This is a genomic window from Lentzea aerocolonigenes, from assembly GCF_000955955.1.
Taxonomy (GTDB): Bacteria; Actinomycetota; Actinomycetes; order Mycobacteriales; family Pseudonocardiaceae; genus Lentzea; species Lentzea aerocolonigenes_A.
On sequence record NZ_JYJG01000084.1, the window covers coordinates 57,174 to 75,896 of the forward strand.

General features: G+C 68.3%; 13 protein-coding genes and 1 tRNA gene. 8 read left to right on the top strand and 6 right to left on the bottom strand.

The genetic code is table 11. From position 1 onward, the window contains the following. Positions 1 to 13: 13 nt before the first annotated feature. The 3 genes from UK23_RS14120 to UK23_RS14130 all read right to left on the bottom strand — a co-directional run bounded on the left by UK23_RS14120 (position 14) and on the right by UK23_RS14130 (position 3,033). On the bottom strand, positions 14 to 1,708 hold the full coding sequence (locus tag UK23_RS14120; RefSeq protein WP_231114504.1) for a GGDEF domain-containing protein: 1,695 nt from the start codon (positions 1,706 to 1,708) through the stop codon (positions 14 to 16). 26 nt (positions 1,709 to 1,734) lie between these two features. Then, positions 1,735 to 1,805: transfer RNA gene (locus UK23_RS14125), tRNA-Gln, on the bottom strand. Between the two features lie 88 nt (positions 1,806 to 1,893). Further along, positions 1,894 to 3,033: an alpha/beta hydrolase family protein gene (locus tag UK23_RS14130; RefSeq protein WP_045311936.1), complete on the bottom strand. Its 1,140-nt coding sequence runs from the start codon at positions 3,031 to 3,033 to the stop codon at positions 1,894 to 1,896. 185 nt (positions 3,034 to 3,218) lie between these two features. Between UK23_RS14130 and UK23_RS14135 the strand changes: the two genes are divergently transcribed. From UK23_RS14135 to UK23_RS14150, 4 genes are read left to right on the top strand one after another with little or no spacing between them, the layout of a single operon-like run. After that, positions 3,219 to 4,160, top strand: coding sequence for an acyl-CoA desaturase (locus UK23_RS14135; protein ID WP_045311937.1), 942 nt, complete (start codon positions 3,219 to 3,221; stop codon positions 4,158 to 4,160). A gap of 34 nt (positions 4,161 to 4,194) precedes the next feature. Beyond that, the gene (locus UK23_RS14140; protein ID WP_045311959.1) at positions 4,195 to 4,794 is read left to right on the top strand and encodes a TetR/AcrR family transcriptional regulator; all 600 of its coding nucleotides are present in this window, start codon (positions 4,195 to 4,197) and stop codon (positions 4,792 to 4,794) included. Between the two features lie 43 nt (positions 4,795 to 4,837). After that, positions 4,838 to 5,242, top strand: a complete 405-nt coding sequence (locus tag UK23_RS14145; RefSeq protein WP_045311938.1) for an SRPBCC family protein — start codon at positions 4,838 to 4,840, stop codon at positions 5,240 to 5,242. A 10-nt stretch (positions 5,243 to 5,252) separates the two neighbouring features. Further along, positions 5,253 to 5,681: a MarR family winged helix-turn-helix transcriptional regulator gene (locus UK23_RS14150; protein ID WP_231114505.1), complete on the top strand. Its 429-nt coding sequence runs from the start codon at positions 5,253 to 5,255 to the stop codon at positions 5,679 to 5,681. Here the strand turns inward: UK23_RS14150 and UK23_RS14155 are convergent. Together UK23_RS14155 and UK23_RS14160 are read right to left on the bottom strand one after the other, a co-directional pair. Further along, complete coding sequence (locus tag UK23_RS14155) at positions 5,665 to 6,771, bottom strand: PQQ-dependent sugar dehydrogenase (protein ID WP_045311940.1); 1,107 nt, start codon at positions 6,769 to 6,771, stop codon at positions 5,665 to 5,667. The two genes, UK23_RS14150 and UK23_RS14155, sit on opposite strands and share 17 nt — an antisense overlap. Positions 6,772 to 6,778: 7 nt before the next feature. Next, entirely contained in the window at positions 6,779 to 7,306 is a 528-nt protein-coding gene (locus UK23_RS14160; RefSeq protein ID WP_196777736.1) for a DUF4291 domain-containing protein, read from the bottom strand. A 140-nt stretch (positions 7,307 to 7,446) separates the two neighbouring features. Here UK23_RS14160 and mfd point away from each other — a divergent pair, with 140 nt between their 5' ends. From mfd to UK23_RS14175, 3 genes are read left to right on the top strand one after another with little or no spacing between them, the layout of a single operon-like run. Next, positions 7,447 to 10,998: a transcription-repair coupling factor gene (mfd, locus tag UK23_RS14165; RefSeq protein WP_045311942.1), complete on the top strand. Its 3,552-nt coding sequence runs from the start codon at positions 7,447 to 7,449 to the stop codon at positions 10,996 to 10,998. A gap of 14 nt (positions 10,999 to 11,012) precedes the next feature. Then, on the top strand, positions 11,013 to 11,954 hold the full coding sequence (locus tag UK23_RS14170; protein ID WP_052684654.1) for a hypothetical protein: 942 nt from the start codon (positions 11,013 to 11,015) through the stop codon (positions 11,952 to 11,954). After that, positions 11,951 to 12,886 carry a MazG family protein gene (locus UK23_RS14175; protein ID WP_045311943.1) on the top strand — a complete coding sequence of 312 codons (936 nt, stop codon included), beginning with the start codon at positions 11,951 to 11,953 and terminating at the stop codon, positions 12,884 to 12,886. The genes UK23_RS14170 and UK23_RS14175 overlap by 4 nt, the downstream gene beginning before the upstream one ends. Here the strand turns inward: UK23_RS14175 and UK23_RS14180 are convergent. Beyond that, on the bottom strand, positions 12,869 to 14,134 hold the full coding sequence (locus tag UK23_RS14180) for an RNA-guided endonuclease InsQ/TnpB family protein (RefSeq protein ID WP_196777733.1): 1,266 nt from the start codon (positions 14,132 to 14,134) through the stop codon (positions 12,869 to 12,871). The two genes, UK23_RS14175 and UK23_RS14180, sit on opposite strands and share 18 nt — an antisense overlap. 176 nt (positions 14,135 to 14,310) lie before the next feature. On the opposite strand from UK23_RS14180, the gene UK23_RS14185 reads away from it, so the two are divergent. After that, entirely contained in the window at positions 14,311 to 17,481 is a 3,171-nt protein-coding gene (locus tag UK23_RS14185; protein WP_045311944.1) for a S41 family peptidase, read from the top strand. Positions 17,482 to 18,723: the final 1,242 nt, after the last annotated feature.

The following is an 18,723-nucleotide window of genomic DNA, read 5'->3' on the forward strand; positions in this document are numbered from 1 at the left end:
TCCGCGGACCAGCCTAAGCCTCCGTGGACGGCTCCCCCGCCACGGCCGCGACCTGACAGCCGCCCTGACGCTTCGCCACGTACATCGCCGAGTCGGCCCGGGACAGGGCCTGGTTGGCGGATTCGCGGGGGCGCAGCGAGATGACGCCGACCGACAGCGTGACGCCCCGGGAAAGGTCGATTGGCAAGCCTGCCACGGCATCCACGGCCCGCCCGAGGGCTGCTTCCGCGGCGTGCAGAGGGGCTCCGGGCAGCAGCACCACGAACTCGTCACCGCCGTAGCGGGCAACCATGTCGTCGCCGCGCAGGGCCTGCCGGAGTGTGCTGGCAATCACCCGAAGAACATCATCACCTTCGGCATGTGAATGCCGGTCGTTGACGCCCTTGAAGCCGTCGAGGTCCACCAGCGCGATGGAGAACGGGTCGACCTGACCGGCGATGAGCTCGCCCATCTTGTCGTCGAGCGCCCGCCGGTTCGGCAGTCCGGTGAGCGGGTCCTGCAACGCCTGCTGCGCGATCTGGCCGTGCGCGCGCGTCAGCCGTTCGTGCTCGCGGCGGGTCATCAGCGTGGCCACGCGTGACTCGCGCATGCCCCACAGCTCCAGCTCCAGCGCCGCGTTGTAGGCCTCCAGCGCGGACGTCGTGTGCGGGCCGCAGAGGCGCGCGTACTCGCGTTCCAGCGACAGCACCAGCGACGGCTCCGACGTGTCGTGCTCCATCTGCGTGCGCGTGTCGCCCAGCACCTTCAGCGCGTCGTCCAGCCGGTTCGCCTCCACGAGGCACCTGCCCAGCGCGATCGCGACGATGATCAGCTCCCGCGCGTACATCGACAGGCCGCGCAACGACCACAGCCGGTCGAGGTGATCTTCGCTCGGGTGCGTGAGCGCATGAGCGGCACCGAGGATCGGCACCTGCTCGGCGGCGTCGAGGTCGCGGCGGCCGGGGTGCAGCGACTGCCGGAACGGCACCTCGGCGGCCTCGGCGAGCCCGGACGCCACGCTGAACTGCTCGTGCGCGGCGTCGTGCAGGTTCACCCGCTCAAGCCGCAGACCCCAGCCGATCCGCAGCCGGGCCCGGTTCACCAGGTGCACGTAGATCTGGTGCGGCTGACCGCTCTCGCGCAACGCGTTGTTCGCGCCCGCCAGCACGTCGTCCGCCATCTCGTAGACGCCGAGCTGCGTCAGCACCAGAGCGATGTCCTGCAACGTCGTGGCCAGCAGCTGGTCCCACGTGCGCTTGTCGAACACCGGGTCGGTCTCTGGTTCCTCGTCGAGCATCATCGCGAGCGCCGCGGCGATCTCGGTCAGCGCCTTGTCCTCGGCGTTGCCCAGCAGGAACCGACGGCCGCGCAACGCCCGCGCGTCCGCCTCCAGCACGATCAGGCCGTGGCGGCGGCAGTGGGCGAGCATCTCGTCGAGCTGGGGGTCGGACATGTCGACGAGTCCCGGCGTGACCAGCCGGACCACGGCCGCGGCTCTGAGCAGCTGCGCGACGATGCGGGGCTCACCACGACCCTGCGCCTCGGCCAGTATGTGGTCGATCTCGGACGCCGCGTCGAGCTGTGCGGCGAGGTGGCTGCTCTGGGCCACGGCGACAAGTTCGCTCGCGCGGCCCACCAGCCACGCGTCGGACATCTCGTGGTGGCGGTGGCCCACGTTGCCCTGCTCGTCGACCGCTTCCTCGGGCAGCTTCGCACCTCCCAAGACCACAGAACTGCACCCGTCCTCGGGCCCTGCTCCGCCACCAGGATTCGAACCTGGACCATCTGAACCAAAATCAGAGGTGCTGCCTTTACACCATGGCGGAACGGGCGAACTCGCGCCCGCCCTGCGCACATGTTGTCACGAGACGTCCTCTTCTTGTCCAACCACCACTCATCCGGCTCAGTTCAAGATCACGGCTTCGCGCCGATTGACCTGGTCAGGAAGTCGGCGAGTGCGTCGCGGTACGTGTCGGTCGCCACATTCCATCCCGAAGTGTGGTCCGCGCCCGGGATCTCCACGTACTGCAGCGGCCACCCGAGCCCGGCCGCGGCGGTCGCGAGGTCGCGCGAGGACTGGGCCGGCACCGTCTCGTCCGCGGAACCGTGGAACAGCAGGGTCGGCGGCTTGAGCGCCGGCGGGTTGCGGACCAGGTCGAACCGGTCGAAGTCGATGCCGGCCCGCCACCCGGACACGAGCTCGGCGACCGGCGTGAGCCACGTCGGCACGCCCCGGTTCTCCGCCTGCAGGTCCAGCGTCTGCGACCAGTTCGTGACGGGGGAGTCGAGCACGACGCCGTTGACCGCCGCCGCGACACCTGAACGGGCCAGCGTCTGGCCCACGATCGCGCCGCCCATCGACCAGCCGTAGAGCACGATCTTCCGCGCGCCCTGGTTCTGCGCGTACTTGATGGCCGCCTCGACGTCGCGCCACTCGGTGTCGCCGAGGTGGTAGAGACCGTCAGGGGAAGCGGGCGCGCCGACGTCGTTGCGGTAGGTGATCAGCAAAACGGGCAACCCAGCACTGTGCAGCTGAGGAACCACGCGCAACGCCTCTTCGCGCTTCGCGCCCCGCCCGTGGACGGTGATGACCCACGTGTCGTTCTTCGTCGCCGGAACGAACCAGGCCGGCATGTCACCGAGCTCGGACGGCACCGCGACGTCGCTGTAGACCAGCCCCAGCGTGGTCTTCGGGTTGCCCTCGTACACGGCGGTCTCGACGCGGACCTTCGTGCCGTCAGGCGGTGCGTTGCCCTCCAGCAGCGGCCGTTCGACGCGGCCGTCCTCGTTCGTGGCGATGTCGCCGACCTTCGCCGCGCCGCCGGGCCAGATGAGGCCGACGGTGCCGTGCTGCGTCGTGGCCGCGGACTCGGACAGCACGACGTTCTTGTCGTCCTGGCCCAGCGAGGTGTCCGGATACGAGGTCGCCCACCGGTCGACGTCGAGCAGCTCGCCGCTGTAGTACCAGCCGATACCGCCCAGAGCGGCCGTGACCAGCACGAGCAGGGCGAGGAGCGAGGTCACGGTGATCCGGATGATCTTGCGTCTGGCCATCCTCCGATGATGCCTCCTGGAGGTCTCGATTCCAGGCGACACAGCGTGTTGATCCTGAGAACTGTCCGTGATTTTCCGCGCGGGTCTGGCTGAGAAGGGTGGCCTAACCTACGCTTCCGTAAGTTACGGTTGCGTAGGTACGTCATCCCCCAATACGCCCCCTCGATCCCCCTAGAGGTATCCGTATGACTTCGACGATGGACCGGTCCACCGACCAGGGCCCGAAGCCGTTGATCGACGGGCAACGCGGTCATGCCGAGCAGTTCGGCGTGTACGTGTTCGTCATCGTTCCATTTATCGCTTTGCTGGCCGCGATTCCCTTCGCCTGGGGCTGGGGCCTCGGCTGGGTCGACGTGGCGCTCTTCGTCGCCTTCTACTACCTCTCCGGCCTCGGCGTGACGATCGGCTACCACCGGTACTTCACCCACGGCTCGTTCAAGGCCAACCGCGCGTTGAAGATCGCGCTGGCGATCGCCGGCTCGATGGCGCTGCAGGGCCCGGTGATCGACTGGGTGGCCGACCACCGCCGGCACCACGCGTTCTCGGACCGCGAGGGCGACCCGCACTCGCCGTGGCTCTTCGGCACCGGTCCCGCCGCGCTGGCCAAGGGCTTCTGGCACGCGCACATGGGCTGGCTGTTCGAGCGCGACAAGACCAACCACAAGCGCTTCGCCCCGGATCTGATGGCCGACAAGGACATCGTGTGGGTCGACAAGCTCTTCGTGCTGTGGACGACGATCTCGCTGGCACTGCCCGGTGTGCTGGGCGGCCTGATCACGTGGTCCGTGTGGGGCGGCGTCACGGCGTTCTTCTGGGCCGGTCTGGTCCGCGTCGCGTTCCTGCACCACGTCACGTGGTCGGTGAACTCGATCTGCCACATGGTCGGCGACCGCCCGTTCGCGGCGCGCGACCGTTCCGCCAACGTGTGGGCGCTGGCGATCTTGTCTTTCGGCGAGTCGTGGCACAACCTGCACCACGCCGACCCGACCTCCGCGCGGCACGGCGTGAAGCGCGGCCAGATCGACACCTCGGCCCGCCTGATCTGGCTGTTCGAGAAGTTCGGCTGGGCGACGCAGGTGCGTTGGCCCAGTGAGCAGCGCCTGGCCAGGATCAGCGTGAAGAAGTGAGGGCCGTAGGCTGAGCCGGGTGACCAGGGTCAGGATGACGGGCAAGGAACGCCGAGAGCAGCTCCTGGACGTCTCCCGCGCCCTGTTCGCCGAGAAGGGCTTCGAGGCCACCTCCATCGAGGAGATCGCGCACCGCGCGAGCGTGTCGAAGCCGGTTGTGTACGAACACTTCGGTGGCAAGGAAGGCATTTACGCCGTCGTTGTCGACCGTGAGATGCAGCGCTTGATGGATCAGATCGTTGTGGCGCTGGACGGCGGCAGTCACCCTCGGGAGCTGCTGGAACACGCCGCCTGCGCGCTGCTCGACTACATCGAGGGCTCGACGGACGGGTTCCGCATTCTGGTGCGGGACTCGCCCGTCGCTTCGTCGTCCGGGACGTTCTCGTCGCTGCTGAACGACATCGCCTCGCAGGTCGAGCACATCCTCGGCCTGCACTTCGCCAAGCAGGGGTACGACCGCAAGCTCGCGCCGTTGTACGCCCAAGCGCTGGTCGGGATGGTCGCTCTCACGGGTCAGTGGTGGCTCGAGGCGCGCAAGCCGAAGAAGGACGAGGTCGCGGCGCACCTGGTCAACCTCGCCTGGAACGGCCTGTCCGCGATGGAGCACAAGCCCCGTCTGCGCAGCCGTTCGTGAGCTGCCCGTTGCGCGATAGTAAGCGCGCATATAATATGCATGCATGCCAAATTACGAGTTCGAGCACAGCGTGGTGGGGCCGGCGTCCGTCGAGGCGGTCTGGGCACTGTGGAGTGACGTCGATCGTTGGGTGGAGTGGGACGAGGGCCTGGAGTCCGTGACGCTGTCCGGGCCGTTCGCCGAGGGGTCGAGCGGCACGATGGTGGTCAAGGGGCAGGGGTCGATCTCGTTCGTGCTGACCTCGGTGGAGGCAGGTGCCGGCTTCGTGGACGAGACGTCCGTGCCAGGGGCCGTGCTGCGTTTCTCGCACCGCGTGGAGCGGGTGTCCGAAGGCGTCCGCGTCACGCACTCAGTGGTGATCGAGGGGCCCAAGGCGGAGTTCCTCGGGCCCCTTGTGACGGCCGACTTGCCGGACGCGGTGGAGGCGCTGGTGAAACTGGCCTGCTGAAATTGTGACTGTGACGCGGTTCTCCGGCCCTGACGACTCTCCGGGCTTCCTGTTGTGGCGGGTGACGCTCGCGTGGCAGCGGGCCATGCGGGCGGCGCTGGCCCCGCACGACCTGACGCACGTCCAGTTCGTGTTGCTGGCGTCGTTGTGGTGGCTGGTCGGGCACAGCGGTCCGCCGTCCCAGCAGCGTCTGGCCGAGCAGGCGGGCACCGACCCGATGATGACCTCGCAGGTCCTGCGCAAGCTCGCGGACCGCGGGTTGATCTCACGGGAGGTCGACCCGGCGGACTCCCGGGCGCGGTTGCTCGATCTGACGGCCGAGGGAAAAGCGCTGGTGGCCAAGGCCATGAAGGACGTAGAGGACGCCGACGCCGCCTATTTCGCGGGGCTGGGTGACGAGCAGCAGGCGTTCGTCCGGGGGCTCACACGTCTCCTGTGAGCCTGAGCAGCTTGTCGTTCGAGCCGTTCGACGTCGTGATGTACAGCGACCCGTCCGGCGCGGTGCGGGCGGCACGCAGCCGTCCGTACTTGTCGTTCAGCTCCTCGGGGATGCTGACGTTCTGCACCTTGCCCGCCTGGTCGAGCGTGAACAGCAGGAGCTTCGAGCCTTTGAGCGCGGTGATCGCGAGCTTGCCGTTCCAGAACGCGGCCTGGCAGATGGCCTCCGTCGGCGAACCCGACGACCACACCGCCGGCACCGCGTCCGGGAACCGCTTGAGGTCGGTCATCGGCACGCTCTCGTCGTACCCGCCCTGCGTGCCGCCCTTGGACGGGTCCCAGCCGTAGTTGGCGCCCGCTTTGAGCAGGTTGACCTCGTCGTCGACGTCCGGCCCGTGTTCGCTGGAGAACACCTGGTCGGTGCCGGGGCGGAAGACGACGCCCTGCACGTTGCGGTGGCCATAGGTGAAGATCCGGCGCTCGTTGGCGTTCGACGACGACGCGAACGGGTTGCCCGCGGCGCCCTCGCCGGTCTCGGCGTCGATCCGCAGCACCTTGCCGCCGAGGCTGGTCCTGTCCTGCGGGTTGCGCGCCTGCGCGATGTCGCCGGTCGCCACGAAGATGGTCCCGTCGGGCGCGAGCGTCGGGCGGCACCCGGAGTGCCTGCCGCTCGAGTTGGACGGCATGCCGGTGACCAGGTCCTTCACCTTGGTGGCGCGCGTGCCGTCGAGCCGGAACGTCACCAGCCGCACGTCCTTCGTCGTGTTGTAGCAGGTGGTGAAGCGCTGGCCGTCGGGGTGGATCACCAGTCCCATCAGCCCGCCCTCGCCCCGCACCTGGATGTCGGCGAGGTCGATGTCGACGGGCGTGGCGTGGCCGTTCTTGACGAGCTTGAGGCGGCCTGGGCGTTCGGTGACGAGCATCGAGCCGTCTTTCAAGAACCCGATGTCCCAGGCGTGCTCCAACCCGCCCGCGACCTCTTCGATCTTCAAGCCCTGTGGCGCGGGTGCCTTGGACGGCGCGTTGCCGCCCGGTTCTGGCGCGGAGCAGGCCGCGACCATCAGCACCGACACAGCAACGAGTGCGCGCATGTCCTAACTATGCGTTTTGTGCCGTGGAGGTTCCGTAAGGCCGCTCAACGGGCAGCAGTGCGCGCGCTCCGTCCAGGTCGTACGCCCGCACCTTCTCGTGGATTTCCCTGGCCAACGGCGTGACGTCCGTGATGCTGACCGTCCACTCGTTGACGTACTTGTCCACCGCCTCGCGCGTCAGACCGATCTGGATGGACCGGTGCGCCAGGGCCTCGTGGTTCAACCCGCGCTCGGGATCCCACTGCACCCGCACGGCAGGCTTGCCGGAGATGGTGCTCTCGACCGCGTTGGAGACCGCCCAATCGAAGCCCGTGCGGGTGATCCGCACGGCCAGCACCCGTTCCTGGCCTTCCTTCAGCGCATAGCCGCAGCGGTACATCATCCAGAGGAACGACGGCTTGATCCACGTCATCCGCTCCATCTTGAACGGCGGCACGAACCGTTGCGCCGCCACGGCAGGCAACGCGATCGCGGGCGAATACGCCTGGTAAACCACGATGGACTGATCGTCGTAGTCAGCCCTGATCTCTCTCATCGACACGCACACAGGGTGCCCGTCGGAGGCCGACTCGAGCCACCCGATAAGTGGTCGCGGAACGAGCTAAGGTGGGTAGCGAGACCCCTCGTCCCAGGCAGGGGTCTGTCTGGCGTTCCGCACTCGACGGGGTTTCTCACATGCCGCTGCTCGGCCTGCTCGATGGTGTCCTGCCCGACAAAGCCCTCCGCACGTTGATCGACTCCGCCGGCGTTCCCGAGCTGGAGCTGGACGGTCCGCTGGCCGCCCGCCCGCTCGTCGCCGCGGCTCTGTCCACCGCCAGGCCCGTGCTGGCCGTCACGGCCACCGGCAGAGAAGCCGAAGAGCTGACCGGTGTCCTCAAGGACCTGATCGGCGCGGACAAGGTCGCGTTCTTCCCGAGCTGGGAGACGCTGCCGCACGAACGCCTGTCGCCCCGCGCGGACACGGTCGGCGCGCGCCTGCAGGTCCTGCGCAGGCTCAAGCACCCCGAGGGCAACCCGATCCGGGTGCTCGTGACGACGGTGCGCAGCCTCATCCAGCCGATGGCGCCCGGTCTCGGCGACCTCGCGCCGGTGCACCTGAAGGTCGGCGAGGAGCAGGACTTCGTCGAGCTCATCACGCGGCTCGCCGAGAACGCCTACACGCGTGTCGACATGGTGGAGAAGCGCGGCGAGTACGCGACCCGTGGCGGCATCCTCGACATCTTCCCGCCGACCGCGGAGCACCCGTTCCGCGTCGAGTTCTGGGGCGACGAGGTCAGCGAGATCCGCCCGTTCTCCGTGCAGGACCAGCGCTCGCTCTCCGAAGAGATCAACGAGTTCGTCGCGCCCCCGTGTCGTGAGCTGTTGCTGACCGACGACGTGAAGGACCGCGCGGCCGAGCTCGCGCTGGAACACCAGTCGGACGCGCATCTGGCCGAGATGCTGGACAAGATCTCCGGTGGCATCGCGGTCGAGGGCATGGAGGCGCTCATCCCGGCGTTGTGCCCCGGCGAGCTCCAGCTGCTCACGGAAGTCGTCGAACCCGGCACCCACGTCCTGCTCAACGACCCGGAGAAGATCCGCGCGCGGGCAGCAGACCTGGTCCGGACCGGCCAGGAGTTCCTCGAAGCCTCCTGGATGGCCGCGGCCGGAGGGGGCAAGGCGCCGATCGACCTGGGGCGCAGTGCCTACCAGAGCATCAGCGAGATCGCGGAGAAGGCGCGCAACAACGACCGTCCGTGGTGGACGCTCAGCCAGCTCACCACCGACGCGCCGGACGTCGTGCACCTCGACGTGAAGCCGGTCGAGGCCTATCAGGGCGATGTCGAGCGCGCCTTCGCGGACCTCAAGGCGCACACGGCAACGGGCGGCGCGGCGGTGCTCGTGGTTCCCGGCGCCGGTACCGCGCAGCGTGCCGTGGAACGCATGAAGGACGCCGAGATCGCGGCCGTCCACGTGGAATCCCTCGACGAGGCACCGAAAGCGCGGACCGTCACGGTCGTGCGCGGCTCGCTCGAAGACGGCTTCATCCTGCCTGACCTCGCGCTGGTCGTGCTGACCGAGACCGACCTGACCGGCGGTCGCGGTGGCACGTCCACGAAGGACATGCGCAAGATGCCGTCCAAGCGGCGCAACGCGGTCGATCCGCTGGCGCTCAAGGCCGGCGACTACGTGGTGCACGAGCAGCACGGCATCGGCAAGTACGTGGAGATGGTCCAGCGCACGGTCGCCGGCGCGACCCGTGAGTACCTCGTGCTCGAATACGCGTCGTCCAAGCGCGGTCAGCCGGGGGACAGGCTGTTCGTGCCCACCGACCAGCTCGACGAGGTCAGCCGGTACGTCGGCGGCGAGCTGCCGAGCCTGAACAAGCTCGGCGGCAGCGACTGGAAGAACACGAAGTCCAAGGCGCGCAAGGCGGTCAAGCAGATCGCGGCCGAGCTCGTGCAGCTGTACGCGGCCCGGCAGTCAGCCCCCGGTCACGCGTTCGCGAGCGACACGCCCTGGCAGCGCGAGCTGGAGGACGCCTTCGCGTTCACCGAGACGCAGGACCAGATGGCCGCGATCGACGAGGTCAAGGCCGACATGGAACGTTCCGTGCCGATGGACCGCGTCATCTGCGGTGACGTCGGCTACGGCAAGACCGAGATCGCGGTCCGCGCGGCGTTCAAGGCCGTGCAGGACGGCAAGCAGGTCGTCGTGCTGGTGCCGACGACGCTGCTGGCCCAGCAGCACCTCAACACGTTCTCCGAGCGCATGCGCCAGTTCCCGGTGAACATCAAGGGGCTGAGCCGCTTCACCGACCCGCAGGAGTCCCAGCAGACCCTCGCGGGCCTCGCGGACGGCGAGGTCGACATCGTGATCGGCACGCACCGGCTGCTGCAGAAAACCGTGCGGTACAAGGACTTGGGCCTCGTGATCGTCGACGAGGAGCAGCGGTTCGGCGTGGAGCACAAGGAGCACATCAAGGCGCTCCGCACCCACGTCGACGTGCTGACGATGTCCGCGACGCCGATTCCGCGCACGCTGGAGATGTCGCTCGCCGGCATCCGCGAGATGTCGACGATCCTCACCCCGCCGGAGGAACGGCACCCGATCCTCACCTACGTCGGTGCGTACGACGACAAGCAGGTCGGTGCCGCGATTCGTCGCGAGCTGATGCGCGACGGCCAGGTCTTCTACGTGCACAACCGGGTCTCGACGATCGAGAAGGCCGCGAAGCGCATCCGCGAGCTGGTGCCGGAGGCCCGCGTGGTGACCGGGCACGGCCAGATGAACGAGGACAAGCTCGAACACCTCATCCAGGGCTTCTGGGAACGCGAGTACGACGTGCTCGTCTGCACCACGATCGTCGAGACGGGCCTGGACATCTCCAACGCCAACACGTTGATCGTCGAGCGCGGTGACCTGCTCGGCCTGGCACAGCTGCACCAGCTGCGCGGCCGCGTCGGGCGTGGCCGTGAGCGCGGGTACTCGTACTTCCTGTACCCGCCGGAGACGCCGCTGACCGAGACCGCGCACGACCGGCTCGCGACGATCGCGCAGAACACCGAGCTCGGCGCCGGCATGGCCGTCGCGATGAAGGACCTGGAGATCCGCGGCGCCGGCAACATCCTCGGCGCCGAGCAGTCCGGTCACATCGCTGGCGTCGGCTTCGACCTGTACATCCGGCTCGTCGGCGAGGCCGTCGAGGCGTTCCGCAAGCACGCCGGAGCGGAGAGCGCAGAAGAGGAGGAGCTCGCCGAGGTCCGCGTGGACCTCCCCGTCGACGCGCACATCCCGCACGAGTACGTGCCCGGCGAACGGCTCCGGCTGGAGGCCTACCGCAAGATCGCGGCCGCCTCGGACGAACCGGCGCTGCAGGCCGTCTGGGACGAGCTCAAGGACCGCTACGGCACGCCGCCGGAACCGGTCGAGCGCCTGCTCAGCGTGGCCCGCCTGCGCCACACGTGCCGCCGCCACGGCGTCACCGAGGTGATCGCGATGGGCCAGAACGTGCGGTTCGCGAAGCTGGAGCTGCTCGACTCGCAGCTGGTCAGGTTGCGCCGGTTGTTCCCGAAGGCCGTCTACAAGCAGGCCATGGGCACGGTGACGGTGCCTAGGCCGACGGAGGGAGCGGCCGGCGGCCGGATGGGTGCACCGCAGCTGCGTGATCAGGAGCTGCTGGACTGGTGCGGTGCGTTCCTCGACTCACTGGCGGGGACTCCCGTGACCCCGGTCACCACGGCGTGAGAGGGTAGATCCTCGTGAGCACTGTTCTGAAGCGTTTCTCGCTGGTCGGTGTTGCTGTGGCGCTGCTCGCCACCGGCTGTGGCACCGGTCCCGCCAAGGCCGGTTCGGCCGCGATCGTCGGGGGTCAGGCGATCGAGCTGAAGACCGTCCAGGACCGCACCATCACGGTGCTCAAGAAGGAGCCCGCGGCCCAGCAGATGCAGGACCAGGGCAAGCTCGACCAGGTGTCGCGCCTGGTGCTGGCCGACGAGATCAGCCACCGGATCGCCGACTTCGCGGCGCAGCACGAGAACATCGTGGTCGACGGGACCAAGGTGTACGACGCCATCCAGGAGAAGGGTGGCCCCGAGGCCGCCGCCAAGCAGAGCGAGCAGGACGCCACCACGATCGAGCGCCGCACCCGCGACGTGCTGGTGATGGGCGAGCTGGCGAAGCGCAACCTCTCCACGCTCGAGGTTGTGATCGACTTCTTCCAGGTCAAGGACCCGAAGGAAGCCAAGGAGAAGGCCGCAGAGGTCGCGGCCGACGCGTCGAAGATGTCGCGGTTCATCCAGGAGGCCCCGCGCACCACGGGTGGCCAGCAGGCGTCGGCGACGAACCAGAAGGTCCGCGTCACCGAGAACCCGTCGCTGGTGCACACGATGCTGTGGGGCGTGAAGCCCGGCACCGTCGTGGCCTTCCCGGCCGACGAGCAGCAGTCCAGCTGGATGGTCGCGCTGGTCAAGGAGCGCAACAAGGTCTCGCCGACCCCCGGTGAGGACGACCTGAGCGAGCGCATCGACCCGCGCCTGCTCGCCGCGTTCGGCCTGCGGATCGCCCAGTTCCTCGCGGCGGACCTGAACATCGAGGTCAACCCCCGCTACGGCGTGTGGGACCCGACCGACGCGACCGTGGTGGGTTCCGCGGGTGAGCGCGCCGGGTTCGTCGGCGTCACCGCGACCAAGAACAAGTCTTGATCACCGTCGTCGTCCTCAGCGAGCGGCTCGACTCGGTGCTGCCCGCCGCCGCCCTGCCCGCGTTGCGCACGGCCAAGGCCGTCTACGCGGGCGAGGGCGTGGCGCTGGAGTTCTGGTCCTCGCTCGGAGTCGACGGGCCGGCACCGGCTGTCGTCGAGGACGGCGCGGTGGTGATCACGACCGACGCGTCGGTGTACCCGGATGCTCACGTGATCACGACGCCGGAGCCGATGGGAGCCGCGTTGCTCGACGCGGCCGCCGTGATGCACCGGCTCCGTTCTCCCGGTGGATGCCCGTGGGACGCCGAGCAGGATCACCTGTCGTTGCGCCAGTACCTGCTCGAGGAGACTTTCGAGCTGCTGGAGGCGATCGAGGACGGCGACCGCGCGGCGATGCGCGAGGAGCTGGGCGATGTATTGCTCCAAGTGCTGTTCCACTCGCGCGTCGCGGCCGAGGATCCAGCTGATCCGTTCGACATCGATGCCGTCGCGGCTGATTTGGTGGCGAAGCTCGTCGGACGTCACCCGCACGTCTTCGAGGGCCACGATCCCGCCGTGCACGACGCGACGTCGCAGCAGCACCGGTGGGAAGAGCTGAAGCAGGTCGAGAAGCGGCGCGAGTCCAGTGTGGACGGTGTCGCGCTCGGTCAGCCGGCGGTGGCGCTGGCCGCGAAGCTGGTGCAGCGCACCAAACGCGCGGGGTTCCCGGTGGATCTGCTGCCGGAGGGCGACGACACCGGAACGAGGTTGTTCGCCGTGACCGCGTTGTCGAAGCTCGCCGGGGAAGACCCCGAGACAGAGCTTCGCCAGATCTGCCGCCGTTTTGCCGCGAACGTTCGTGAAGCCGAGGCCAAGGCCAGGGCCGAAGGTGTGGATTCGCCGACAGCAGAGGACTGGCGTCGGTTTTGGCCCTCGTCAACTACTCGGCTCTGAGAGGCCGGGCACAGGGCTCGATCCTCCGGGCGTTGTTCGCGTTCCTCGTGCACGGCTGGCTGCGCGTGTCCGGGCCGCATCAACCGACGGCTGTTCAGCAGCTATCGGGTCGGGCACGTTGACATGTACCCACACCGACCGTGCCCGGTTTCGGACGTTCACGGCGGCGACGACGTCGGCGGGTCCAGCGAGACCACATCGGCGACAGCAGAACTGGTCCCTGCTGGGGCGGTTGGCACGTTCGGTGTGCCTGCATCGCGGACACATCTGGCTGGTGTATCGGGCGTCCACGGTCAGCACCGGCACTCCGGCGCGCCGAGCTTTGTAGCGGATGTGCTGTTCGAGTTGGTGAAACGGCCAGGTGGTGAGTGTGGCTCGCTGGTGCCGGGAAACCGTGACCCGATCGCGGATACCGCCCAGGTCCTCCAGGGCGATACCGCGACCGGTGCGTTCGGCAACAGCCACAATCTGCTTGGCGATCCGATGGTTCAGGTGTGTCGCGTGCCGGGCTTCACGCCGGCTGCGGCGTTTCAATCGGCGCCGCGCCGACTTCGTCCGTCTGGCCTGCAGCTCGGCGCGTTTGCGCGCGTGCCAGCGGCGATAGCGTTGCAGTCGACATCCCTGGAAGTTGTCCACGTCGCTGGTGGTCGCAAGGTTCACGATGCCCCGATCGACGCCGACCCAATCGGCCGGATCGAACTCGGGCTTCTCCTCGATCTCGCAGGTGGCGATCAGGAGCCAGTTGCCATCCCTGTACGCCAGGTCCGTCTCGCCCCGCCGATACGCCCGCAGCATCCGAAGTTGATCTGGTGAACCCGCGAATCGCAGGTTCTTCACTCGACCCGCGACAGTCCAGATCGACACCGTTCCTGCGTCGTGGTGCCAAGACAAACAGCGGTCGTCGAACGGCTGCGCCGCGTCAGACCGGAACCTGATTGGTTTCGATTTCGCCTTTACCCGACGCTTGCCGGCTTCAGGGCCGAGGTTGCCGTTGCGGATGCTCGCGTGCAGCGCCGTGTAGGCGTCCGCGACTTTCTTGATCACATGCTGGGCGGCCTGCGCACCCAGTCCCCGCGCCTTCACTGCAGCGTAGGTGGGCTTGCGCAGCGCGTACTCGCGAAACACGCCCGTCTCGAACGCCATCTGTGACACGGCATCGGCGGCGTCGTTGCACGCGTACAGGGTCGACCGCAACGCCGCCGTCTGCTCGGCGGTCGGAAGCAGCTTCACTTGCACGGCGAGCTTCACCTCAGCGACTGTACTGAACATGTGTTCGAGGAAGTCGGATGGGTTGAGGCAACGCCATACCAACACCGCAGCGTCCCCCTCAACCCAGGACACTGCGGTTTCGAAGAACTTGTGTTGCTGGCCAGTATTGCTACGTCGGCTTCGCCGGGCGGTGAACGTGGGCTAACGTCGATCTCGTGACTTACCTGCGTTTCCCGCACCTGCGCGGTGACTTGGTGACGTTCGTGGCCGAGGACGACGTGTGGCTCGCACCCGTCGACGGAGGAAGGGCCTGGCGCGCGTCCGCGGATCAGGTGCCGGCCCGCTCGCCGCGGTTCTCCCCTGACGGCGCACATCTGGCGTGGGCGAGCGTGATCGACGGTGCGCCCGAGGTTCGGGTGGCGCCTGTGGACGGTGGCCCGGCCCGCCGGTTGACGCACTGGGGTGTGAGCCGCACGGCCGTGTCCGGGTGGACTCCGGACGGGCGAGTGCTCGCCGTGTCGACCACCGGTCAGATGTCGCGCAACCGCAAGCAGGCGCACGCCGTGCCGCTGGACGGCGGACCGTCCGAAGTGCTGCCGTTCGGGTGGGTCAACGACGTCTCGTTCGGTCCGGACGGGCAGGTCGTCACGTCGTCGAGCTACATGCAGGAACCGGCGAACTGGAAGCGGTATCGCGGTGGCACCGCGGGCAAGCTGTGGGTGGATCTCGCCGGCGACGGTGAGTTCGGCCGGATTCTCGGCGATCTGAAGTCGTCGTTGGTGAACCCGATGTGGGTCGACGGGCGCATCGCGTTCCTGTCCGACCACGAGGGCGTCGGCAGCGTGTACTCGGTGCAGCCGGACGGGTCCGACCTGCGCCGTCACACGGCGGGGGAGTTCTACGCGCGCAACGCTTCCAGCGACGGCTCGCGGGTGATCTTCCACCAGGCGGGCGAGCTGTGGCTGCTGGAGGGCCTGTCGGACCTGCGCAAGCTCGACATCAAGCTCGGCGGGCCGCGCACCGGCCTGCAACCGCACCACGTCAAGGCTTCCGGCAACGTCGAGTCGTTCAGCGTCGACCGCACGGGCCGTGCTTCCGTCGTTGAAGTTCGCGGGTCCGTGCACTGGGTGACGCATCGCGATGGTCCTGTGCGCGCGTTGTCCGACCGGTCGGACGTGCGTGCGCGTCTGCCGAAGGTGCTCGGCGAGACCGATCACGTCGTGTGGGTGACGGATGTCGAGGGCGAGGAGGCCCTGGAGATCGCACCCGTCGGTGGTGTCGAGCCGGGCAACACCGCGCGTCGCGTCGCCGCTGGGGTTTTGGGCCGGGTGATGTCGCTGGCTGCCGCGCCGGACGGCTCGCGTGTTGCCGTTGCCACGCACGACGGCCGGTTGTTGTTGGTGGACATCACTTCCGGCGAGGTTCGCGAGGTCGTGTCCGGTGCCAACGCGCACATCACGCACCTGGCGTTCTCGCCTGACTCCGCGTGGCTGGCGTGGTCACATCCTGGGCCGAATCCGTTGCGGCACATCAAGATGGTGAACACGTCGGATCTGTCCGTTGTGGACGTGACCCCGCTGCGGTTCGCCGACTTCGCGCCTTCGTTCACCGAGGACGGGAAGTACCTGGCGTTCCTGTCGATCCGCACGTTCGACCCCGTCTACGACTCGCACGTGTTCGATCTGTCGTTCCCCACGGGCTGCCGGCCGCACCTCGTGCCGTTGGCGGCCACCACGCCGTCGCCGTTCGACCCGATGCACGGCGGGCGTCCCGTCGGTGACGAGGACAAGGACTCCGACGACGAGGACGAGAAGACCGCGGTCACCCGGGTCGACGTCGAGGGGCTTGCCGATCGCGTCGTGCCGGTGCCGGTGGCGGCTGCTGAGTACGTCGGGCTGAAGGCCGCCAAGGGTGGGTTGTTGTGGCTGCGCCGGCCGTTGCTCGGGGTGCTGGGCGACAACCTGGCGTCGCCGGATGCGCGCCCGCCGCGGACGGTGCTGGAGCGGTTCGACTTCACGAAGCTGAAGACCGAGTGCCTGGCGGACAGCGCGGAAGCGTTTGCGGTGTCCGGTGACGGCAAGCGGTTGGTCATCGAGGACCGCGGTGACCTGCGGGTCGTGCCGTCCGACAGCAAGGCCGACGAGGACTCCGCGGACTACGTGGAGATCGACCTCGCGCGGGTGCGGGTCGTGGTCGACCCGGCTGCGGAGTGGGCGCAGATGTACGCCGAGAACGGGCGGCTCATGCGCGACCACTTCTGGCGCACGGACATGGGCGGCGTCGACTGGCAGGGCGAGCTGGACCGCTACCGGCCGCTGGTGGCCGAACTGGGCAGCCACGACGATCTTGTCGACCTGCTGTGGGAGGTGCAGGGCGAGCTCGGCACCTCCCACGCGTACGTCTGGGGTTCGTCGCCGCACGTGCCCGCGTCGCGTCGCCAGGGCCTGCTCGGGGCTGATCTTTCTCTGGTGGACGGGTCGTGGGTTGTCTCGCGCGTGATCCCCGGCGAGACGTCCGACCCGCACGCCCGGTCGCCGCTGGCCGCTCCTGGGGTGGCTGTGCGCGCAGGCGACGCCATCGTGGCCGTTGACGGGCGTCCGGTCGGGCAGGCCGGGCCGGGGGCGTTGTTGGTGGGGACCGCGGGTAAGCCCGTGGAGCTGACCGTGCGACCCGGCGGTGGTGGCGAGCTGCGACGGGTCGTGGTGGTGCCTCTGGCCGATGAGGAGCCGCTGCGCTACCACTCGTGGGTGGCCGACCGGCGCGCGTTCACGCATCGGCTGTCCGGTGGCAGGGTGGGCTACCTGCACGTGCCGGACATGATGGGCGCCGGATGGGCTCAGCTGCACCGCGACCTGCGGGTGGAGCTGGCGCGTGAGGCGCTGGTGCTGGACGTCCGGGAGAACGGCGGCGGCCACACCTCGCAGCTGGTGATCGAGAAGCTGGGCCGCAAGGTCATCGGCTGGTCGGTCGCCCGCGGGTACACGGCCTCCGAGTCGTACCCGCAGGACGCGCCGCGCGGGCCGGTGGTCGCGGTGGCCGACGAGTTCGCCGGATCGGACGGCGACATCGTCAACGTGGCCATCAAGGAGCTCGGCATCGGACCGGTTGTCGGCGTCCGGACGTGGGGCGGTGTCATCGGCATCGACATGCTCTACACGCTCGTCGACGGCACCATGGTCACCCAACCGAGGTACGCGTCCTGGTTCAAGGGCCACGGGTGGGCAGTGGAGAACTACGGTGTCGACCCGGACATCGAGGTGGTCATGTCACCGTCCGACCGCGTTTCCGGGCGCGACCCGCAGCTGGAGAAGGCCGTTTCGTTGGCCCTGGAAAGCCTTTCATCTTCGCCAGCTGCTCACGCTCCGGAGTTGCCACCACTGGCCTGAACACCCCATCGTGTGACTAAAGAACTGTGACGCACTGTTCCAAGTGGACGATCAACCAAGTGGAACAGTCGTCACCGTTCGGGGGTGTGTCCCAGATGAGTCACCGTGATGAGCCGCGCAGCGGTCGCGGATGCTTCGGAGCCGTGGTCGTCGTGCCGTTCTTGGCACTGGGCGGCATGTTCGCGTTGATCGCGCTTACTGGGTCGCCGGACGAGGCGCCGCTGGCCGCGCCTCCACCGGCTCGGCCCACGTCGCAGTGGTGGACTGAGCCGTTCGAGACCGGGACTTCGTTGTCCACGGTCACCGAGACCGTGGTGGTTGAGGGGGCGGCTCGGGAGGTTCGGGCGGCTCGGCTGGCCACGCAGACTCGGGTTGCGGTTTCCACGGTCACTGAGACTGTGCGGAGTACTGCTGGGGGGAAGCCGCCTGCTACTGGGCGGAACGAGCCTCCTGGTGCGCCTGATGGGGTTGATCCGGTCGAGCCGGTTCCGTCCTCTTCGGACAGTGCGTCGCCGCCGGTGGTCACGTCTTCGTCTGCTTTGCCTCCGGCGCCGCCTGTGTCGACGGTTCCGCCGGTGTTGGAGCCGCCTGCTTCGTCTTCGCCTACTGCTCCTGTTACCGGGACGCCTACGCCTTCTGCGCCTCGGTCTGAGGATCCGGTTCCGCCGTCGACCACGCCTACTACGCCGGTGCCGCCTTGTGACCGCGGGGAGCCGTTGCCTTCTGTTCCTGGGGAGCCGGCTTCGCCGGGAGATGCGGCTTCGCCGGTTGAGCGGTCTGGGGCGATTTCTGTTGGGGCGTCAGTGGAGTTGCCGGTGTCTTCCCCTGCTGAGGTTTCGTCCACGTCCTCCGCGCCTCCGGCAGGGGTCTGAGAAAGAGGGTTGGGGTTTTCTTCCGCCAGGCCTCAACCCTCTTCAGAGCTTTTGAGCGCACAGATGGTGTGCGGAGTTGTTAGAGCGCACAGATGGTGTGCAGTGCGGGGTTGGGTGTTGCCCTGTGCCGGTCTTGCCCCGACTTTGACCGGTCAGTGTCCCCCTGGGTCGCCCGGCCTGCGGGGCAGCGGAGGTTTCCGCTGCCCCGTTTCTGCGTTGGGCGGGGTTCTGTTCCGTACGAACCGCGACCTGGGCTGGTGGTCGCGTTGCGGGCGGCGACCGTGCGGTTGCGTGCTTCCCCCTGGGGGCTCTGCCCCCAACCCCCGCCAAACTGATCGGGGGGCACCACGCCCCTCGTGGGTTGATGGCA

Excerpts from the sequence above, each read along its gene's own strand:
- UK23_RS14130 (WP_045311936.1), bottom strand. The coding sequence starts at position 3,033 with ATGGCCAGACGCAAGATCATCCGGATCACCGTGACCTCGCTCCTCGCC.
- UK23_RS14135 (WP_045311937.1), top strand. The coding sequence starts at position 3,219 with ATGACTTCGACGATGGACCGGTCCACCGACCAGGGCCCGAAGCCGTTG.
- UK23_RS14140 (WP_045311959.1), top strand. The coding sequence starts at position 4,195 with ATGACGGGCAAGGAACGCCGAGAGCAGCTCCTGGACGTCTCCCGCGCC.
- UK23_RS14145 (WP_045311938.1), top strand. The coding sequence starts at position 4,838 with ATGCCAAATTACGAGTTCGAGCACAGCGTGGTGGGGCCGGCGTCCGTC.
- UK23_RS14155 (WP_045311940.1), bottom strand. The coding sequence starts at position 6,771 with ATGCGCGCACTCGTTGCTGTGTCGGTGCTGATGGTCGCGGCCTGCTCC.
- UK23_RS14160 (WP_196777736.1), bottom strand. The coding sequence starts at position 7,306 with ATGAGAGAGATCAGGGCTGACTACGACGATCAGTCCATCGTGGTTTAC.
- mfd (WP_045311942.1), top strand. The coding sequence starts at position 7,447 with ATGCCGCTGCTCGGCCTGCTCGATGGTGTCCTGCCCGACAAAGCCCTC.